Below are 21151 nucleotides of genomic sequence, written 5' to 3'. Positions count from 1 at the left end.
AAAAATGAAAAAAAGTACGGTTAAAATTGCCATGTATCTCAATTACTTCGTGTTTGCAATTTTGTTGAACAGTGTGGGAATTGTGATATTAAAGGCACAAAAAAATTATGGTGTAGATGAATTGCAAGCTAGTGTTTTAGAGGCTTTCAAGGATTTGCCTATCGCTATAGTTTCCTTTTTAATCGCTTCGTTTTTGCCAAGAATAGGTTATAAAAGAGCCATGCTTATTGGTCTAGCGCTAGTTTCTGTAGCATGCATTAGTATGTATTTTGGTAATTCTTTTGGAACTGCAAAGTTACTTTTTGCCACTGTCGGTGTTTCTTTTGCATTGATTAAAGTTTCAGTTTATTCACTTATTGGAACAATTACTCAAAATCAGCAAGAACACAATAGTTTAATGAGCAGTATTGAAGGTGTTTTTATGATAGGAATTGCGCTAGCGTATTTCTTATTTCCAGCTTTTAATTCTGATGGAAATCCTGATGCTTGGCTGAATGTTTATTGGCTTTTGGCTGCAATTTCATTACTTTCTTTTGGTTTTTTATTTTTCACCAAATTCGATAATCAAACGGAAATACCGGGTGTAGATTTAGCAGATGATTTTAAACAAATGTTCAAATTGTTTGCAAAGTTGCTGACCATTGTTTTTGTTATTAGTGCATTTTTATTTGTGATGATTGAGCAAGGAATCATGTCATGGTTGCCTACTTTCAATAGTAAAGTTTTACATCTTCCTGAAAATATCAGTATTATGATGGCTAGTATTTTAGCAATTTCACTAGCAGTGGGCAGACTTCTGGCAGGTGTCATCACAAAGCATGTCAATTGGATCTGGGTTTTAAGTGTTTGTATTGTAGCTGCAATGCTTATTGTGATTTTTGTACTTCCTAAAACGGTTGGGTTAGAAGTTCGAGACATCAATTCGCTTGGCGATATTCCGCTTATAGGATTTGCATTTCCTTTAGTTGGACTATTTATTGCACCTATTTATCCGTTATTAAATTCAGTTGTTTTAAGTGCGTTACCTAAAAAACTACACAGTTCTATGACTGGTTTAATTGTAGTTTTCTCAGCCCTAGGAGGAACTTTGGGCTCTAGAGTTATTGGATATTTATTTAAAAATGAAGGCCCCGAAAATGCGTTTTATTACACTTTGATTCCAATGTTTTTGTTGTTAATTTCCTTTTTTATTTTGAAGAAATTAACTGCTACAACTGAAATTCCGTTACAATTACAAAAGGAGATTCATTAACAGAACTTAAAAAAAGTAATTCACATGAAATTCGTACTCAACATAAATAAAGTATTCGAGGAATTATTGCTTCAGGAAGATACTGATCAGGATAAAAAAATCACAAAAGACGACAATGGTCCAAAGTGTTTTCTTTTGGTCGATGAAAATACTAAAGCAGAAGAAGAAATCATTGGTACATATCAATTATCTAACTTACTGCAGGAATTAGCACAACTCAAGGAAACCAATTCGGAATTAGGCGAAGTAGATTTAAGCCGCATTCAAGAAAATCCTGTACATCGAATTTCAAGAAAAATTAAAGACGATTACTGGGACGAACTCACCAGAACAATTGATAAAAAGGGATTAACACAAATCATTGAAGACGAAAAAACTTCTAGTAAAGTGTCAACACTGTACGTTTCTGAAAAGGATAAGCAAGGAGTTATTTATTTTAAAGCTTTAGAAGCTGAATTGCCAAACTTTAAAGTACAGGTTCTGCCTGAAAATTATTCGGCTGAATATGTTGAGACTTTAAATGAAAAACCGGGGATTTTGGCATTGGCTTTGGAACAAAAAATATACAGTTTACAAGGCGTTCCATTTGTAGTTCCTGGAGGCAGATTTAATGAAATGTATGGCTGGGATAGCTATTTTATTGGTGTTGGTTTATTAATTGACAATAAAATAGCATTAGCATTGGCAATCGCTGAAAATTTCAAATACCAAATAATTTATTACGGGAAAATTCTAAATGCTAATAGAAGTTATTATTTAACAAGAACGCAACCACCGCTTTATTCCTCTTTAATAATTGAAATTGCGAAAAAGGGAATACAAAGTTTAGACTGGTTGAAAATTCATCTGGAAACCATAATTTTAGAATACAACACTGTTTGGATGGTTCAAGGAAATCGATTGACCCCAACAGGTTTAAATAGATATAAAGCGGATGGAATTGGGATGCCGTTTGAAGTAGAACCTGGTCATTTTGATGATATTTTAGAATCGTATGCCTTAAAATACAATTTGCCCATCAGAGAATTCGAAAAGCAATATTTACAGCGAACAATCATTGATTCTAATCTTGATGAATATTTTGTTCATGATAGAAGCATGAGGGAAAGTGGGCATGACACTACAAATCGCTTAATAAATAGGTGTGCCAATTTAAATTCAGTAGATATAAATAGTTTTTTATACAAGTATGAAAAAGATATCGCGTACCTAATTACGACCTATTTTTCGGATACTTTTGCATTTGACAATGTTGCATATACGGCCGAAGATTGGGAACAAAAGGCTATTTTCCGCAAAAATAAAATCAATGAATTGTGCTGGAATGAGCAAGCAGGAATGTACTTTGATTATGATTTTGTGAATCAAAAACAATTTCCATTTGAAGCGGCAACAACATTTTTTCCACTTTGGGCAGGATTGTGCGACGGCGATCAAGCAACAAAATTAGTAAAAATTGCACTGCCACAATTTGTTAAAACAGGCGGCATTACTGGAAGTACTAAGTCTAGCACAGCAGACATAGGAATAAATGCACCGCAAAGGCAGTGGGATTACCCATTTGGTTGGGCACCACACCAAATTTTATTATGGGATGGGTTGATAAAATACAATTTTGTGGATAAAGCTCAAGAAATGGTTTACCGCTGGTTGTGGTTAATAACCCGAAACGCCGTAGACTATAATGGAACAATTCCGGAAAAATTTGATTTGGAAATAAGCTCGCACAAAGTTTTCGCTGAATATGGAAATGTTGGGACTGAGTTTGATTATATCGCAAAGGAAGGTTTTGGGTGGGTCAATGCATCTTATCAATACGGATTGCAAATTTTGAATGAAGAATTAAAAACTAAATTAGCAGAATTGATTTCGCCAGAGGATCTTTTTTAAAGTGAAATAGTATTTATGTTTTTTGAATGCATATTTTTTTTAACTTTATCATTCACTAAATCAATCTATTATGACAGTTAATCAAATTTTAAGTACCAAAGGAAAGGAAGTATTTTCGATACTTTCTACTAGCACTGTATACGAAGCGTTGTCAGTGATGAGCGAAAAAAACATCGGGGCAATTCTTATTATTGAAGATACTGTTTTGAAAGGCGTTTTATCTGAAAGAGATTACGCTCGAAAAATTGTTTTAAAAGCTAAATCTTCAAAGAAAGCTTTCGTTCATGAGATTATGGAGACTGATGTTGCAACTGTAACTCCATCAGATAATTTAGATTATTGCATGGAACTCATGAGTTCTAAACGAGTTCGCCACTTACCTGTTGTAGAAAATAATATTGTGATAGGAATAATATCAATGAGTGATGTCGTAAAAGCCATTATGGATATGCAGAAGGAGACTATTCAATATTTGAATACATACATTACTCAATAATTAATTTTCATTTATAATAAAAATAGTCACATTTCGGATGTGGCTATTTTTGTTTATACCTATTGATAATAATGCAACCTTTTATAAAAGAATAGGATTTAAGCAAGTATTTAATTCAAGACTTCTATCTTTGCCAACCCAGAATAAAATCTAAAAAAATGGACAAAAACAGTAAAAGAAGAGAAGCATTATTATACCACGCTAAGCCAACTCCTGGAAAAATTCAGGTTGTTCCCACTAAGAAATATGCAACACAAAGAGATTTATCTTTAGCTTATTCCCCTGGTGTTGCTGAGCCGTGTCTTGAAATTGCAAAAGACATCAACAACGTTTATAAATATACTGCAAAAGGAAATTTAGTTGCTGTAATTACAAATGGTACTGCTGTTTTAGGACTAGGAGATATTGGTCCAGAGGCGTCAAAGCCGGTAATGGAAGGAAAAGGATTATTGTTTAAAATTTTTGCCGACATTGATGTTTTTGATATCGAAATTGGAACAAAAGATGTTGAAGAATTCATCCAAACCGTTAAAAATATTTCGCCAACCTTTGGTGGAATTAATCTGGAAGATATCAAAGCGCCAGAATCATTTGAAATTGAAAGACGTTTAGTTGAAGAATTGAACATTCCCGTAATGCACGATGACCAGCATGGAACGGCCATAATTTCGTCGGCTGCGCTACTTAATGCGTTAGAATTAGCTGATAAAAAAGCAGAAGAGATAAAGCTTGTAGTTTCAGGAGCAGGATCAGCAGCTATTGCTTGCGCTGATTTATATGTTTTATTAGGCGTGAAAATGGAAAACATTTTTATGTTTAATAGCAAAGGATTGTTAACAAAAGACAATCCTAAATTATCTGAATTACAGTTAAAATACGCCAAAGATATTCCTGCGATGAACTTGGAACAAGCTTTAGTAAATGCAGATGTTTTCTTAGGATTGTCAACTGGAGATATTATGACTCCTCAAATGCTTTTAGGAATGGCGGCCAATCCTATAGTGTTTGCAATGGCTAATCCTGATCCGGAAATTGATTATAATCTAGCAATTGCAACTCGTACTGATGTAATCATGGCAACTGGTCGTTCAGATTATCCCAACCAAGTGAATAATGTATTAGGTTTTCCTTATATTTTTAGAGGTGCATTAGACGTGCGTGCCACAAAAATTAACGAAGCTATGAAAATGGCAGCAGTCAAAGCGCTAGCATCGCTAACTAAAGAATCAGTTCCGGAACAAGTGAATATTGCTTATGGGGCTACTAAATTAAATTTTGGTAGAGAATACATTATCCCAAAACCATTTGATCCAAGATTAATTACCGTTGTTGCTCCGGCTGTGGCCAAAGCAGCGATGGACTCTGGAGTAGCTTTGAATCCAATTACCGATTGGAATAAATACCAAGAAGAACTTCTGGATCGATTAGGCAACGATAATAAAATGGTTCGTTTGATTGCAAATAGAGCTAAAATGGATCCGAAACGTATTGTTTTTGCCGAAGCAGATCATTTAGACGTTTTAAAAGCAGCCCAAATTGTTTTTGAAGAAGGCATAGGTTTTCCAATATTATTAGGAAATAAAGAAATTATATTAGAACTAAAAGAAGAAATTGGCTTTGATGCAGATGTCGAAATCATAGATCCTAAAATTGATGAAGAGCAAGCAAGAAGAAACAGGTTTGCAAACACCTATTGGTCAACTAGACAAAGACGCGGAATTTCACTTCTGGATGCGCAGAAGTTTATGCGTGAAAGAAATTACTTCGCGGCCATGATGGTGAATGAAGGCGAGGCTGATGCGTTAGTAACTGGACATTCTCGCAGTTATCCATCAGTGGTAAAACCCATGTTACAATTGATTGATAAAGCACCCGGAGCTTCTATTGTGGCTACTACTAATATGATGATGACGGCTCGTGGGCCAATGTTTCTATCTGATACGGCTATCAATATTGATCCATCTGCTGATGATCTTGCAAAAATTGCTATTATGACCGCTAAAACAGCCAAAATGTTTGGTGTGGAGCCGGTAATTGCAATGATATCATTTTCTAATTTTGGATCTTCAACAACTGAAAGCGCTAATAAAGTAAGGGAAGCAGTTTCCTATTTGCACACAAATCATCCTGATATGATTATTGATGGTGAAATCCAAGCTGATTTTGCTTTGAACCCAGAAATGCTGAAAGCTAAATTTCCATTTTCTAAATTAGCAGGTAAAAAGGTAAATACTTTGATTTTTCCTAATCTAGAAGCTGCTAATATTACCTATAAACTTTTAAAAGAATTGAATAAAATAGATTCTATTGGACCTATTATGCTTGGAATGGGAAAACCAGTACACATTTTTCAATTAGGTGCAAGCGTAGAAGAAATGGTAAATATGGCTGCTATTGCGGTAATTGATGCACAAGAGAAGCAATTGAAGAAAATAAAACACATTTAATAAATTGTGAGTAAATTGATGAATTTAAATTGTCAGTAAAACATAAAACTATGTTAATTTCAGTATATTTGACAATATTTTATTAATTATGATCGCACAATTGCAAGGCAAGCTAGTTGAAAAATCGGCTACTCACATAATTATTGACTGTGCCGGTGTAGGCTACCACATCAATATTTCTCTACATACCTATTCATTATTACCCAATACTGATTTCATTAAAGTGTATACGCATCTTCAAATAAAAGAGGATGCGCATACGCTTTTTGGTTTTATCGAGAAATCAGAGCGCGAAATTTTTAGATTACTACTTTCCGTTTCGGGCATTGGAGCGAGTATTGCGCGCACCATGCTTTCTTCGCTTGATCCAAAGCAAATTACAAATGCAATAGCAACTGCTGATGTTGGTACAATACAATCCATTAAAGGCATTGGGAGCAAAACGGCCCAAAGAGTAATTCTGGATTTGAAAGAAAAAGTGCTGAAACTCTATGATTTAGATGACGTTTCGATATCGCAAAGCAATACAAATCGAGATGAAGCGTTATCAGCTTTAGAAGTTTTAGGATTTGTTAGAAAAACATCCGAGAAAGTAATCGAAAAAATAGTAAAAGAGGATCCAGATGCATCTGTAGAATCCTTAATTAAAAAAGCGTTAAAAATACTTTAAAAGGTATTTAAGAAAGAAAGTTGTATGTATAAATTTTGGATTTCATTACTTGCTTTGTTCTCTGGATTATTGTCACACGCCCAAGTAGACCAAACTACAAAGGATACGGTTAAGACAGGTTATTCAGTAGGGAAAATGCAGTTAAAAAATCCGCCAAGTATTCTTTCAGCGTACACTTATGACCCTGTAACTGATAGGTATATTTATACTAATTCAGTTGATGGATTCTCAATTAATTATCCCATAATTTTAACTCCAAAAGAATATGAACGATTGGTTCTAAAGGAATCGATGCGCGATTATTTTAAGAAAAAAGTGGATGCTGTTGCTGGACTGAAAGCAGGAAGTGACCTTGCGAAAAAAGATTTATTACCTAGATATTACATAAGATCAGGACTTTTCGAATCTATTTTTGGAAGTAATACCATTGATGTAAAACCAAGCGGATCTATAGAAATGGATTTGGGATTGCGATATACCAAGCAAGATAATCCGTCATTTTCGCCCCGAAATCGAGTAAACACTGCATTTGATTTTGATCAAAGAATTAGTATGAGTTTAATGGGTAAAGTAGGCACAAGGCTTGCCGTTAACGCAAACTACGATACGCAGTCAACTTTTGCATTTCAAAATTTGATTAAGTTAGATTACACACCTTCTGAAGATGATATTGTTCAAAAAATTGAAGTTGGAAACGTAAGTTTACCGCTAAACAGCTCGTTGATCAGAGGTGCGCAAAGTTTATTTGGTGTTAAAACAAAACTACAGTTTGGAAGAACAACAGTAACCGGCGTGTTCTCGGAACAAAAATCACAAACTAAAAGTTTAATTGCGCAAGGCGGAGGAACAATTGAGAATTTCGAAATGTTTGCTTTAGATTATGACAGCGACCGACACTTTTTTCTATCACAATATTTCAGAGATCGTTATGATAAATCCTTAGCTAATTATCCTTTTATTGATAGTCGGGTACAAATATCTCGAATAGAAATTTGGGTCACTAATAGGCAAAATAGAGTTACCACAACCAATAATAATTTACGAAATATTATTGCGCTACAAGATTTAGGTGAAGGTCAGCTGACAGGAGTACCTGATAATGATGTTGTAGTTTTAACTCCGTCAATCGGTATTTTTAATAATGCTATTAACGCTCCATCAGATAATAGTAACAATGATTTTGATCCGGCACAAATTGCTGCTGGTACAGGATTATTAAATTCGAACGTTCGTGAAATTGTAACAGCTGATTCCGGTTTTAACGCTACTGTTAGTGAAGGTCAGGATTATTCTAAATTAGAAAACGCGAGAAAATTAAATCCGAATGAATACACTTACAACCCACAGCTGGGCTTTATCTCTCTTCAACAACGACTAGCAAATGATGAGGTTTTAGCCGTTGCGTATCAGTATACTATAGGTGATCAGGTTTATCAGGTAGGGGAATTTGGTAATGATGGCGTTGATGCAACCGTGGTGACTGGAAATAACCCGGCAAACAATGCCATTATTTCGCAAAGTTTGATTTTGAAAATGTTAAAAAGCAACCTGACAAATGTCAATGATCCTATCTGGAATCTAATGATGAAGAATATTTATCAAATTCAAGGTGGATATCAACTAAACCAAGAGGATTTTAGATTCAATATTTTGTATTCTGATCCATCTCCTTTAAATTATATCACAGAGGCAAATGGAACACCTTTTCCATTAAATCCTTCAGCGGAAAATAAAGTTGCCGAAACTCCGCTTTTAAAAGTATTCAATTTAGACAAATTAAATTTTAATAATGATCCACAAGCAGGAGGAGATGGTTTCTTTGATTTTTTACCAAGCCTAACAATTGATGCACAAAACGGTAGAATACTTTTTACTACTAAAGAACCTTTTGGTGAGTTGTTGTTTTCCAAATTGTCTAATACAGGTTCAGCAGAAAATTATAATGATATTACAACGTACAACGAAAATCAAAAGAAATATGTTTTCACAAGCATGTATCGCAGTACTCAAGCCGGAGCTTTACAGGATAGCGAAAAAAATAAATTTTTATTAAGAGGAAGATATAAATCAAGCGGTGGCGATGGCATCCCTATTGGTGCTTTCAATGTCCCGCAAGGATCTGTGGTGGTAACTGCTGGTGGTCGTCTCTTAGTAGAAGGACTAGATTATAGTGTAAATTATCAATTGGGGCGCGTTCAAATCTTAGATCCGGCACTGCAAGCATCAAATACGCCCATAGAAGTCTCACTTGAGAACAACTCTGTTTTTGGACAACAAACCAGAAGATTTATGGGTTTGAATGTTGAAACAACAATTTCAGAAAATTTTGTTATAGGGGGGACATTTTTAAAAATGTCAGAGCGACCTTTTACTCAAAAATCAAGTTTTGGACAGGAATCAGTAAATAATACCATTTTTGGTTTCAATACTAATTTTGCTAAGGATGTTCCCTTTTTAACTCGGTTGGTAAATAAATTACCGAACATAGATACTGATGTACCTTCTAACTTGTCAGTTCGAGGAGAAATAGCTTTTTTAAAACCAGATACCCCAAAAGCAGATCAATTTCAAGGCGAATCTACTATTTACGTTGATGATTTTGAAGGATCTCAGTCTACTATAGATATGCGTTCGTCTTTTTCTTGGAGCTTAGCATCTACCCCAGCTAGAAACGCAAACAGCAGTTATGATTTTAATGCAAGTGCTAATGATTTGAGCTATGGATTCAACAGGGCAAAAATAGCATGGTACTCCATTGATCCTATCTTTTATGCGCAAAGGCCTGCTGGTATTACAAATGAAGATTTATCTTTAAATAAAACTAGAAGAATTTTTAGTAGAGAATTATTTCCAGTTACTGATATTGCGCAAGGACAAACGCAAGTTATCAATACACTCGATTTAACCTATTTTCCATCTGAAAGAGGTCCGTATAATAACAATGTTAATGCTAGTGCAAATCCTACTACTAATTTTGGGGGCATCATGCGTTCGTTAAATTCTACTAATTTTGAACAAGGAAATGTGGAATATATTCAGTTTTGGGTACTGGATCCTTATGTTGGAAACGGTCAATCTCCGCAAACTAATAGTGGAAAAATATATTTTAATTTAGGGGAAATTTCAGAAGATGTCTTGAAAGATGGTCGTAAACAGTATGAAAATGGTTTAGGACCAGACCAAATTTTAACGAACCCGCGACCTTTATGGGGTGATGTTCCGGCATCTCAATCTTTAATTTATGCTTTTGATACTAATGTCGCCAACAGAACAAATCAAGATATAGGTTTAGACGGTTTGTCTAATGCCGCTGAAGGATCTGTGTACACTAACTTTGCTTCCGAATTAGATCCTGCCGCTGACGATTACAGCTTTTATTTAAATGCCAATGGTGGAATTGTTGAAAGGTATAAAAGCTACAATGGAACACAAGGAAACTCAGCTGTTGACATCACAGATCCTAATAGAGGATCAACTACACTGCCCGATGTAGAAGATATTAATAGAGATAATACCATGAATACCATCAATGCTTACTATGAGTACAGTATTGATATGCAACCCGCAATGGCAATAGGTCAAAATTACATAACCGATGTTCGAAATACTCAAGTATCTCTCCCAGATGGTTCTACAACTGATGCTCGCTGGATACAATTTAAAATTCCAGTGGCGCAACCAGAAAATATTATTGGTAATATATCTGATTTCAGATCAATTCGATTCATGCGGATGTTCATGACTGGTTTCAGTTCTGAAGTAACGATTCGTTTTGGAGCGCTAGATTTAGTTCGTGGCGAATGGAGACGATTTACAAATACACTTGATTTTAATGACACAAATGTTGCCGATGACAACACTAACTTAGATGTATTAGCGGTAAACATTCAAGAGAATAATGAACGATGTCCGATAAATTATGTAACGCCACCTGACGTGCAGCGTGAACAATTATTCAACAACAATACAATTATAAATCAAAACGAACAATCATTGTCTCTTAGAGTTTCAGGAAATGGACTAGAACCTGAGGATTCACGTGCGGTTTTTAAAAATGTAAGTATTGACATGCGCCAATTTAAAAAATTGAAAATGTTTTTACACGCAGAATCTTTACCAAATGAAATAGCATTACAAGATGATCAAATGGTAGGGTTTATACGTTTTGGAAATGATTTTACACAAAATTTCTATCAAATAGAAATTCCGCTGAAAGTGACTGTACCAACTTCTTCATCCAGCGCTAATTGTTCTCCATTAAGTGCCGAAGTAGTTTGGCCTGAAGAAAATGAAATTGATTTATCGCTCGCTTTGTTGACACGAATGAAAATCTTAGCCATGAGTATTGATCCAAGTACATTGCCTGCCGATGGAATCTATTATCCCGACTCAGATCCAAGCAAACCAGATGGTGATGGAAGTAGTACCCTAAGATTAGGAATAAGAGGAAATCCTAATTTTGGTCTAGTTCGTACGTTGATGGTTGGGGTCAAAAATAGTGATATTCGAAATGATATAAAAGGTGAGGTGTGGTTTAACGAACTCCGATTAGCCGATATGGATAATCAAGGTGGAGCAGCTGCGGTAGTGAATGTAGACACAAATTTAGCCGATTTTGCAACTATTTCTGCATCAGGAAGACAAAGCACTATTGGTTTTGGTGCATTAGAACAAGGTCCTAATGAGCGGAGTCGGGAAGATGTAAGGCAATATAATATTGTGACTAATATTAATCTGGGTAAATTGCTTCCGCCAAAATGGGGTATTAATTTGCCTTTTAATTACGCCATTGGAGAAGAGATTATAACACCCGAATACGACCCTTTTAATCAAGATATTAAACTAAAACAATTGTTAGCAAATACAACAGATCAAGATGAAAGAGACAATATTACTAATAGAGCAATTGATTATACGAAGCGTAAAAGTATCAACTTTATTGGCGTAAGAAAAGAACGCAGACCAGAACAAAAGCAACATGTGTACGATCCTGAAAATTTTACTTTTTCACAATCTTTTAATGAAGTGGAGCGTCATGATTTTGAAATTGAAGATTTTGTGGATCAACAAGTAAATTCATCAGTAGATTATGCTTATACTTTTCAGTCTAAACCCATTGAGCCTTTCAAGAGTAATAAATTTATGAAGAAAAGTAATTACTGGAAGTTGTTAAGTGATTTCAATTTTAATTATTTACCATCAAATGTTACTTTTAATACTTCAATCCTTAGGCAATATAATAGGCAACAGTTTAGGCAAGTGGAAGTACAAGGAATTGGTTTAGAGCCCTTATATCGCCGCAATTTTGCTTTTAATTATCAATATGGTTTTAATTATAATTTAACGAAGTCATTAAAACTAAATTATACCGCTTCATCGAGCAATATTGTCAAAAATTATTTGAATGAAGACAACGAGCCAATTGACACGTTTACAATTTGGGATAGCTACTGGGATATTGGAGACCCTAACCAGCACACGCAACAATTAGTGGTTAATTACGATTTGCCAATTAATAAAATTCCAATTTTTAGTTTCATTAAAGCAAACTACACATATACTGGTGACTATACGTGGCAGCGCACTTCTAACGCTTTGTCCCAAATTCAAATAGATGGAACAGACTATAATTTAGGAAACACTATTCAAAATGCAAGTTCAAATAATTTGACCGCTACATTTAATATGGAGACGTTTTACAAATATGTCGGATTACGAAAAAGCAATAGTAAAACTGCACCAAAACCGCGCGTAGCTGCACCAAAACCCGGTGAGAAAGTTGTTGTAGCTGTCACAAACCAAGTTCAAAAAAGCAATGCGTTCTATGACGGATTATTAGGAATCTTGACTAGCGCTAAGAATATTCAGATGAATTACACAAAAAACAGCGGTACTGTTTTACCCGGTTATACGCCAGGTGTTGGTTTCTTAGGATCTTCAAGACCATCGCTAGGCTTCATTTTTGGTAGTCAAGATGATGTACGATTTGAAGCGGCTAAAAATGGTTGGCTGACAAATTATCCAGACTTCAACCAAAATTACACGCAAGTTGATAACACTATTTTTAAAGCTACTGCTAATATGGATTTATTTCCAGATCTAAAAATTGATTTAACTTTAGATAGAGCATTATCCGAAACTTCTTCTGAGCAGTATGATGTTACAAACGGTGTTTACAATGCGAGATCACCCTATAATACTGGTATATTTTCAATTTCAACGGTTTTAATTAAAACATCTTTCGCCGCTAGTGACGAGTTTGGATCGCAAGCTTTTGATGATTTTAGAGTTAATCGCCTTGTGGTTGCAAATAGATTAGCAACTGAACGTGGCATTGATATAAATAATCCATCTAATAGAGATGCTGAAGGATTTCCGTTAGGTTTTGGTAAAAACAGTCAGGCGGTTTTATTACCTGCGTTTATGGCTGCATACTCTGGCGGGGACGCAACTGGCGTTTCACTTGGTATTTTTAGGAGTTTTCCAATACCTAATTGGGCTGTTAAGTACAACGGATTAATGCGATATGGTTTATTTAAAAAGAATTTCAAACGTTTTTCTTTGCAACACAACTATAGAGCTTCCTACACCATAAATGCTTTTAGATCAAATTTTGAATTTGACAAAGCACCCAATGGAGTAGATGCTAGCGGTAATTTTTTCAACCAAACCATAATGTCAAATATAAATTTAGTCGAGCAATTCAATCCATTGCTAAGAATGGATTTTGAATTAAAAAGCTCGCTAAAAGTGCTCACTGAAATTAAGAAGGATCGAGCGTTATCTATGAGTTTTGATAATAATTTGCTGACCGAAGTGAAAGGATTAGAATATATTGTAGGATTAGGATATCGCTTTAAAGATGTTATTTTTTCCTCTAAATTAGCTGATAGTCCTACAGGAATTATTAAAAGTGATATTAATTTAGCGGCTGATATCTCCTATCGAAATAATCAAACAATTGTACGATATTTAGATTACGATAACAATCAATTAGCAGGCGGACAAAATATATGGTCTTTAAGAGTTAAAGCTGATTATGCATTTAGTAAAAATTTGACAGCCATTTTTTATTATGATCACTCTTTTTCTAGGGCTGTCATTTCAACAGCATTTCCGCTTACTAATATTCGTTCGGGATTTACTCTTCGATATAATTTCGGGAATTAATTTTTCAAATCTAAACCAGATTTGAGTAGAAGATTGTTACATTTGTATTCTAAAAATTCAATTATTAATAATTATCAATTACAATTTAAATGAACATACCAGCAAATTTAAAGTACACAAAAGATCACGAATGGGTTAGTATTGATGGCGATGTCGCAACAGTGGGAATCACTGATTTTGCACAAAAAGAATTAGGAGATATTGTGTATGTTGAAGTAGAAACATTAGATCAAACTTTAGATAAAGATGCCGTTTTTGGAACTGTAGAGGCAGTAAAAACAGTATCTGATTTATTTCTTCCACTAACAGGTGAGATTATCGCTTTTAATGATGCTTTAGAAGGAACTCCAGAAAGTGTAAATTCAGATCCTTACGGAGCAGGATGGATGGTTAAAGTGAGAATTACAAATGTAGAAGAAATTGAGACTTTGCTTTCAAGTGATTCATATAAAGAATTAGTAGGTGCGTAAACAATTGTATTTTTGGGCCGCGGTTACATGGTCTGGGATTATTAGTTTTTTTTGTTTAATTCAATTAAACAATGTGCCGCTTGGTAATGTTACTAATATAGATAAGTACGTTCATTGTTTCTTTCATTTTGTATTGACGACGCTTTGTTTTTTATTTTTTAAAAGTAAAGCATTAAACCAAGCTGATAAAAAATCAGTGCTTTTTTCGTTTGCATTTTCCCTTTTCTTTGGGATAGCAATCGAAATTGCACAAAATGCATTCACAGTGACTAGACGAGCTGATCTTCTTGATGTTTTAGCAAATATTGTTGGAGCGTCATTAGCCGCAATCTTAATCATTATGTTGAGTCTAATTAGAAAAAGTAAATAAAGTTATATGTTTAAAAGTCTTGCCTTGGTGAGACTTTTTTTCGTTTAAATAGTGTCAAAATAGTACTTCAAAACTATTTTCACTCTTTTAAATCATAGTTTTAAAAAAGAAAAATTTTCGATAACAGCCAAAAATGAAATCCCCTATTTAGACATATCTGTTTATAATCTGTATTTTTGCAAAAGAGACTAAATTAATAGAAAATCATTTACTATGGATATTAAACAATACCTCGATTCTACCTATCTAAAAACGGCCGAACAAGCTGGACTTAGCGAAAATGAAAATATTCGTGTTGCAAGAGAATATATTCAAGAAGCCATTGATGAGCATTTCAAATTGATTATGGTGCGTCCAAATGTAGTTTCGATTGCTAAAGAAATGATTACGCAAGCAAATTCGGTGCTGGAAATAGGAACAGTAATTGATTTTCCTGACGGAATAGCATCTATAAAAGACAAACTTCAAGAGGCACAAAAAGCTATTGAAGATGGTGCCGATGATTTAGATTTTGTGTGTAATTATAAGGCTTTTATAAATGGGGAAATCGATATATTCAAAGAAGAAATTTTACGAGGTACGCAGCTTGGCTTAGCCAATAATAAAGTGGTAAAGTGGATCATTGAAGTTGCGGCATTAGAGGAAAAAGAAATTATTCAAATATGTAGTCTAATTAAGAATGTTGTTGTTTCTAATTTTGAGCAAGAGTTATTCTCAAAAGTTTTTGTAAAATCATCGACAGGTTTTTACAAAACTAAAAATAATGAGCCAAACGGTGCAACGATTCCCACTGTAAAAATGATGCTTGATAATGCATCACCTCTTGCTGTAAAAGCGGCCGGTGGAGTGCGAACTTATCAAGAAGCTGTTGCAATGATTGATTTAGGAGTAAAGCGCATAGGAACTTCGGGCGCAAAAATGATTGCAGCTGGTCAAAATTATAATAATGAATACTAAAATAGTAATGAAAATCAACATAAGTACACGTTTTGTGTCATTTTTAGTCTTATTTAATATATTCTCTGGTTTGGCGCAGGAAATAACTACTAATAGAACTATTCCAAACAACGCGATGGAACGTTCCCCTATTTTTTCAGAATGTAAGGATGCGGACAGAACAACATTGACAAACTGTTTTTATAATGAAGTCGAAGATTTTGTTTTTGAAAATTTTATTGTGTCAGAGCGTTTATTAAAAAACAACTTTCAAGGAAATATTAAACTACTCTTTGAAGTAGATGCCAGCGGTAGTTTTAAAACGATTTATATAGATGCTATCGAAGATGAATTGATTCAAGAAACAAAAAGAGTTTTTGATGCATTTCCTAAAGTTCAACCATCTACTTATAACGGAAAACCAACTTATAGTAAATTTACAATGACAATTTCGATTCCGTTGAAATCACGGGGAATGGTATCCAAAGAAACTTTGGCGAAAGCCACAATTTTATACGATACAACTAAAAAACTAACTGAATTAGATAGTATTATTTATAAGAAATATGATAATCCAGAGTTTCAAAGTCATTTAAATATTCCTTTTTCACATAGCTATTACGCGCAATTTGATCGCTCTTTAAACCAAATGGGCAATAATAATCATACGGCTTCAAAACCATATACTTACGCTGAAGTATCACAATATTATGATCTAAAAGCAGTCAATGATAATTTAAAAATCAAAGCCTCTAGCTGGTGGAAAAAAAAGTTGTTGAATGAAAATATGGTCGAAATTAAGGGAGACGATTACTGGTTTACTTTAAATCCTATATTTGATTTACAGCTGGGAAAGGATTCAAGAAGCGATATTTCTTATACCTATATTAATACGCGGGGAATTAATTTTCGCGGAGGATTAGGAACGAAGCTTAATTTTACAACTACCGTTTTTGAAAGTCAAGGACGTTTTGCAGACTATTATAATCGTTACGCTGAGTCGATTAGACCTGCTGGGGGTAATCCTGCAATCATTCCAGGAATTGGAATTGCTAAGGAGTTTAAAACAAACTCCTATGATTTTCCTTTGGCTGAAGCCAATTTAACTTTTGCGCCAAGCAAGCATATTGATTTACAATTAGGTTACGGTCGCAATTTTATTGGAGATGGTTATCGGTCGTTATTAGCTAGTGATGGCGCTAGTCCGTATCCGTATTTTAAATTGAACACTAATTTTTGGAAAATAAAATATACCAATACCTACACATGGTTAAAAGACGTTCGTCCTGAAGTTACTTTAGAACGAACTTATGCCACTAAATTTATGGCGCATCATTATTTGAGTTGGAATATATCTAATAGACTAAATCTTGGATTATTTGAATCTGTAATTTGGAATAACACGAATGATAGGGGATTTGATGCGAGTTTTGTTAATCCTATTATTTTTTATCGCGCGGTAGAATTTGCCTCTTCGGCGAGAACTGGTAATGCAATTTTAGGGTTAACTTATAAATACAAATGGAGCAATCAAATTAATTTTTACGGACAGTTTATACTAGATGAATTTTCTTTACAAGATGTCAAAGAAGGAGATAATAGTTGGAAAAATAAATATGGCTATCAATTAGGCGTGAAGTATTATAATGCTTTTAAAGTTGAAAATTTGCTTTTACAGCTCGAATACAATCACGTTCGCCCTTACACGTATTCGCACAGTACGCCAATTACTAATTATGCGCATAATAATCAAAGTTTAGGGCATCAATGGGGTGCTAATTTTAGTGAATTAATAGCTATTGCACGTTATCATAAAGGGCGATATTTTGCCGATGCAAAAATTACAATGGGAACCCGAGGTTTCGATTTTGATACCACAGAAAATAGTCTTAATTACGGAGGGAATATCTATAAAGATTATGATGAAAAAAGAGCTTCGGACAGCGGTGTGAAGGTAGGGCAGGGTAATAAAACGACTATTTTTATTGCTGATTTTCAAGGTGGTTATTTAGTAAATCCAGCAACTAATTTAAAATTATACGCTAGTTTAATATACAGAAGCTTTGATCCAATGAAAAACACAGCTACAACATTTAAAGAAAGTACTAATTGGTTCAGTATTGGTTTAAGAGCTGACATCTTTAATTGGTATTTTGACTATTAAACCTTATTTTAATTTTAATTTCTTTTTATGAATTGTTTTTTGTCAAATCACTTTTGATAGCCTACTTTTGCAACAGTTTTAAAAAGCAAATAATTAGCAGCATTGAACGCAACACAAAGTACTCTTTCAATAAAATCAATTTATATTGATTTCCGAGAAATCACCAAGGCACGTCTCGCTGTTAGTGTTGTTTTTTCATCTATAGCGGGTTTTATGCTAGGCATAAATGATTTTCAATCATTAAATTGGTTGGTTTTAATTAAGTTGGCTATTGGTGGTTATTGTATGGTAGGAGCTTCTAATGCTTTCAATCAAGTTATTGAAAAAGATTTAGATGCGTTGATGGATAGAACTAAAGATCGACCTGTTCCAGCGGGCCGGATGTCTGGTTCATCAGCTTTAGTTTTAGCTAGTGTTCTTACAATTATAGGGATTGTATTGCTTTACACGATCAATCCAAAATCAGCAATGTTTGGTGCTATTTCAATATTTTTATACACAAGTGTTTATACTCCTCTCAAAACTATGACTTCGCTCTCTGTTTTTGTTGGAGCATTTCCAGGAGCAATTCCTTTTATGTTAGGTTGGGTTGCTGCTACTGGAGAATTTGGAATAGAAGCAGGAACTTTATTTTTGATTCAGTTTTTTTGGCAGTTCCCACACTTTTGGGCTATTGGCTGGTTTTTATATGATGATTATGAAAAAGCGGGTTTCTTTATGTTACCTACAGGTAAAAAGGATAAAGGCACCGCTCTTCAAGTTATTTTATATACAGTGTGGCTTATTTTAGCCTCTTTATTACCTGTTCTTGGATACACGGGAAGATTATTTATAACTCCGATTGCGGCGGTAATTGTATTTTTATTGGGATTATGGATGCTTTTTTACTCAGTACGATTATACAAATTAAGAACCTCGAAAGCGGCTCGAACTTTAATGTTAGTAAGTGTTTTATATATTACCTTGTTACAATTAGTTTATATAATAGATAAATTTTTAAGATAGATATGGAAATGACAATGACAGCAGCGGAACAAAAATCAAGATCAAATAGATCGTACAAATTGATTTTACTCTTTTCTATGGTAAGCATGACAATGATGTTTGCAGGGTTAACAAGTGCTTTTGTAGTAAGTAAATCTCGAGTGGATTGGTTGAAAGATTTTCAGCTACCTACCGCATTTTTCGTAAGTACATTAGTAATTATAGGTTGTAGTTTGACTTTTTACTTAGCTAAAAAAGCTATATTAAAAGACAATCAGAGCCAAACAACTGTTTTTTTATTAGCTACATTAGTACTAGGTATTTTGTTTGTGGTTTTACAGTTTGTAGGTTTTCAGCAAATAGTAGATCAAGGCTTTTACTTTACAGGAAGCGGTAGTTCAATAACAACTACTTTTTTATATGTTGTTACCGTTGTGCACCTTATTCACCTTGCAGGTGGTGTTATAGCGCTTTTAATAATAATTTATAATCATTTTAAACAAAAATACAATTCATCTCAAACCCTTGGAATTGAACTTGGTGCAATGTACTGGCACTTTCTTGATTTATTGTGGGTTTATTTGTTTTTGTTTTTATATTTCTTTAAATAAGAAAAAAACGTAAATTTGTGGACTTTTTAACGAATAACATTTATGGAATCGACAGTTACTACTGCTACTAGTGGAGAAAAAATTTGGGGAGGCGATAATGAACCTATGGGTGCAAATTATGGCAAATTGATGATGTGGTTTTTTATCGTGTCGGATGCATTAACGTTCTCGGGTTTTCTCGCTGCGTATGGATTTTCTCGATTTAAATTTATAGAAACGTGGCCAATAGCCGATGAAGTATTCACTCACTTCCCGTTTTTTCATGGTGTAGATGCACCGATGTATTACGTGGCATTGATGACTTTTATATTAATTTTTTCCTCTGTAACAATGGTTTTAGCCGTTGATGCAGGGCACCAGATGAAAAAAGACAAAGTAGTTTTATACATGTTTTTAACCATTTTAGGTGGAGCTATCTTCGTAGGTTCTCAAGCTTGGGAATGGAAAAATTTCATTAAAGGCGAATATGGTGCTGTTGAAACAAAAGGTGGTAGCTTACTTCAATTTGTTGATAAAGAAGGTAAACGTGTTGCATTAGCTGACTTTGCTTCAAGCGCAAACGCAGGTCGGGAGCAATTAACAAAAAGTAAGGGCATGTGGTTTATGAGTGAAGCGCCATTAGCTTCATATTCTGTTGCTCAAGTGCAAGCAGGTTTCAAAGCAAATCCTGAATTATTAGTTCGTACCGAAGTTATTACTAAAGACAAGAAGAAAACAGTTCTATCTAGAGCTCAGTCAGAGGCAATGCTTACTGACGCTCATTATGTTGTGGAAGGCGCAAATTTAGTGCGAAATGAATACGGGAGTAAATTATTTGCTAATTTCTTTTTCTTCATTACAGGTTTTCACGGCTTTCACGTTTTTTCGGGAGTAATCATAAATGTCATTATATTTTTTAATGTCCTAGTAGGCACGTACGAAAAGAGAAAAAGCTACGAGATGGTTGAGAAAGTTGGTCTCTATTGGCATTTTGTTGATTTGGTTTGGGTTTTTGTATTTACAGTTTTTTATCTAGCTTAATTTTATATATTAAATATTATGTCACACGTACACGTATCCAATATAGGTAGAATCTGGAAGGTTTTTGGAATATTATCTGCCGTAACTATAGTCGAAGTTATATTAGGAATAGCAAAACCAGATTTTCTTTATATGACTGATTTTCTTGGTATGAATTTACTGAACTGGATTTTTTATGCTCTTACTATTTATAAAGCGTATTATATTGTTTGGGCATTTATGCACATAGAAGGTGAAGCTAGTTCTTTAAGAAGTTCAGTAGTTTACCCAGTAATTTTTTTAATTTTATACCTGCTTTTTATTTTATTGACAGAAGGTCATTATATATTTGAGGTTTTCAAAAATTCTAGTATTAAGTGGAATTTTTAACTAAATATTAATTCATTAAGAGGGTACCTGTTTTAATGGGTACCCTTTTTTATACCCGAAACGTTCGTATTATGTTGAAATAAGTGTTGTGATTATTTAGCGTCAGCTATCATTTAGAAAAGTGCAATCTGTTATTAGGTTTCGGTTATTTAATGCGTCATATTTCAACCATAATAGATCGCTTCAAAACGAAGGTTTTGCAAATAAATAACGATTGCACAAGACAAAACTGCCTTACAAGAAGCAATTCACGTATTCATTAAAAAAATAATTTAGACATTAATGAAATGAGCATGACCTAG

14 protein-coding genes are annotated in these 21151 nt (G+C 34.1%); all 14 read left to right on the top strand.

Going from position 1 to position 21151, the window contains the following annotated elements:
• Window positions 1-4 precede the first annotated feature (4 nt).
• The 14 genes from BUB42_RS00545 (at window position 5) to BUB42_RS00480 (ending at window position 20849) form a co-directional block, all read left to right on the top strand.
• Window positions 5-1252 carry an MFS transporter gene (locus tag BUB42_RS00545; protein WP_073016150.1) on the top strand — a complete coding sequence of 416 codons (1248 nt, stop codon included), beginning with the start codon at window positions 5-7 and terminating at the stop codon, window positions 1250-1252.
• A gap of 24 nt (window positions 1253-1276) precedes the next feature.
• Window positions 1277-3142, top strand: a complete 1866-nt coding sequence (locus BUB42_RS00540) for a trehalase family glycosidase (RefSeq protein ID WP_073016149.1) — start codon at window positions 1277-1279, stop codon at window positions 3140-3142.
• Between the two features lie 70 nt (window positions 3143-3212).
• Window positions 3213-3638 carry a CBS domain-containing protein gene (locus BUB42_RS00535; RefSeq protein WP_084118252.1) on the top strand — a complete coding sequence of 142 codons (426 nt, stop codon included), beginning with the start codon at window positions 3213-3215 and terminating at the stop codon, window positions 3636-3638.
• Window positions 3639-3796: 158 nt separating this feature from the next.
• Window positions 3797-6085 (top strand): NADP-dependent malic enzyme, encoded by a 2289-nt coding sequence (locus BUB42_RS00530; protein ID WP_073016147.1) that lies wholly within the window; start codon window positions 3797-3799, stop codon window positions 6083-6085.
• 88 nt (window positions 6086-6173) lie between these two features.
• Window positions 6174-6755 (top strand): Holliday junction branch migration protein RuvA, encoded by a 582-nt coding sequence (gene ruvA, locus BUB42_RS00525; protein ID WP_073016146.1) that lies wholly within the window; start codon window positions 6174-6176, stop codon window positions 6753-6755.
• A 24-nt stretch (window positions 6756-6779) separates the two neighbouring features.
• Window positions 6780-13925 (top strand): T9SS outer membrane translocon Sov/SprA, encoded by a 7146-nt coding sequence (gene sov / locus BUB42_RS00520; protein ID WP_073016145.1) that lies wholly within the window; start codon window positions 6780-6782, stop codon window positions 13923-13925.
• Between the two features lie 89 nt (window positions 13926-14014).
• Entirely contained in the window at window positions 14015-14395 is a 381-nt protein-coding gene (gene gcvH, locus BUB42_RS00515) for a glycine cleavage system protein GcvH (RefSeq protein WP_073016144.1), read from the top strand.
• Window positions 14388-14765, top strand: a complete 378-nt coding sequence (locus BUB42_RS00510) for a VanZ family protein (protein ID WP_073016143.1) — start codon at window positions 14388-14390, stop codon at window positions 14763-14765. The genes gcvH and BUB42_RS00510 overlap by 8 nt, the downstream gene beginning before the upstream one ends.
• A 213-nt stretch (window positions 14766-14978) precedes the next feature.
• Entirely contained in the window at window positions 14979-15722 is a 744-nt protein-coding gene (gene deoC, locus BUB42_RS00505) for a deoxyribose-phosphate aldolase (RefSeq protein WP_073016142.1), read from the top strand.
• Window positions 15712-17865 carry a gliding motility protein RemB gene (locus BUB42_RS00500; RefSeq protein WP_073016141.1) on the top strand — a complete coding sequence of 718 codons (2154 nt, stop codon included), beginning with the start codon at window positions 15712-15714 and terminating at the stop codon, window positions 17863-17865. Before deoC ends, BUB42_RS00500 begins: the two co-directional genes overlap by 11 nt.
• Before the next feature lie 102 nt (window positions 17866-17967).
• Window positions 17968-18870, top strand: coding sequence for a heme o synthase (cyoE, locus tag BUB42_RS00495; RefSeq protein ID WP_073016140.1), 903 nt, complete (start codon window positions 17968-17970; stop codon window positions 18868-18870).
• Window positions 18871-18872: 2 nt separating this feature from the next.
• Window positions 18873-19460 (top strand): cytochrome c oxidase subunit 3, encoded by a 588-nt coding sequence (locus tag BUB42_RS00490; RefSeq protein ID WP_073016139.1) that lies wholly within the window; start codon window positions 18873-18875, stop codon window positions 19458-19460.
• Between the two features lie 42 nt (window positions 19461-19502).
• Window positions 19503-20480, top strand: coding sequence for a cytochrome c oxidase subunit 3 (locus BUB42_RS00485; RefSeq protein ID WP_073016138.1), 978 nt, complete (start codon window positions 19503-19505; stop codon window positions 20478-20480).
• An 18-nt stretch (window positions 20481-20498) separates the two neighbouring features.
• Window positions 20499-20849 (top strand): cytochrome C oxidase subunit IV family protein, encoded by a 351-nt coding sequence (locus tag BUB42_RS00480; RefSeq protein ID WP_073016137.1) that lies wholly within the window; start codon window positions 20499-20501, stop codon window positions 20847-20849.
• Window positions 20850-21151: the final 302 nt, after the last annotated feature.

This window comes from Flavobacterium micromati (assembly GCF_900129585.1).
In the GTDB taxonomy this organism is placed as follows: domain Bacteria; phylum Bacteroidota; class Bacteroidia; order Flavobacteriales; family Flavobacteriaceae; genus Flavobacterium; species Flavobacterium micromati.
This window is presented reverse-complemented; position numbering and strand designations above follow the sequence as displayed.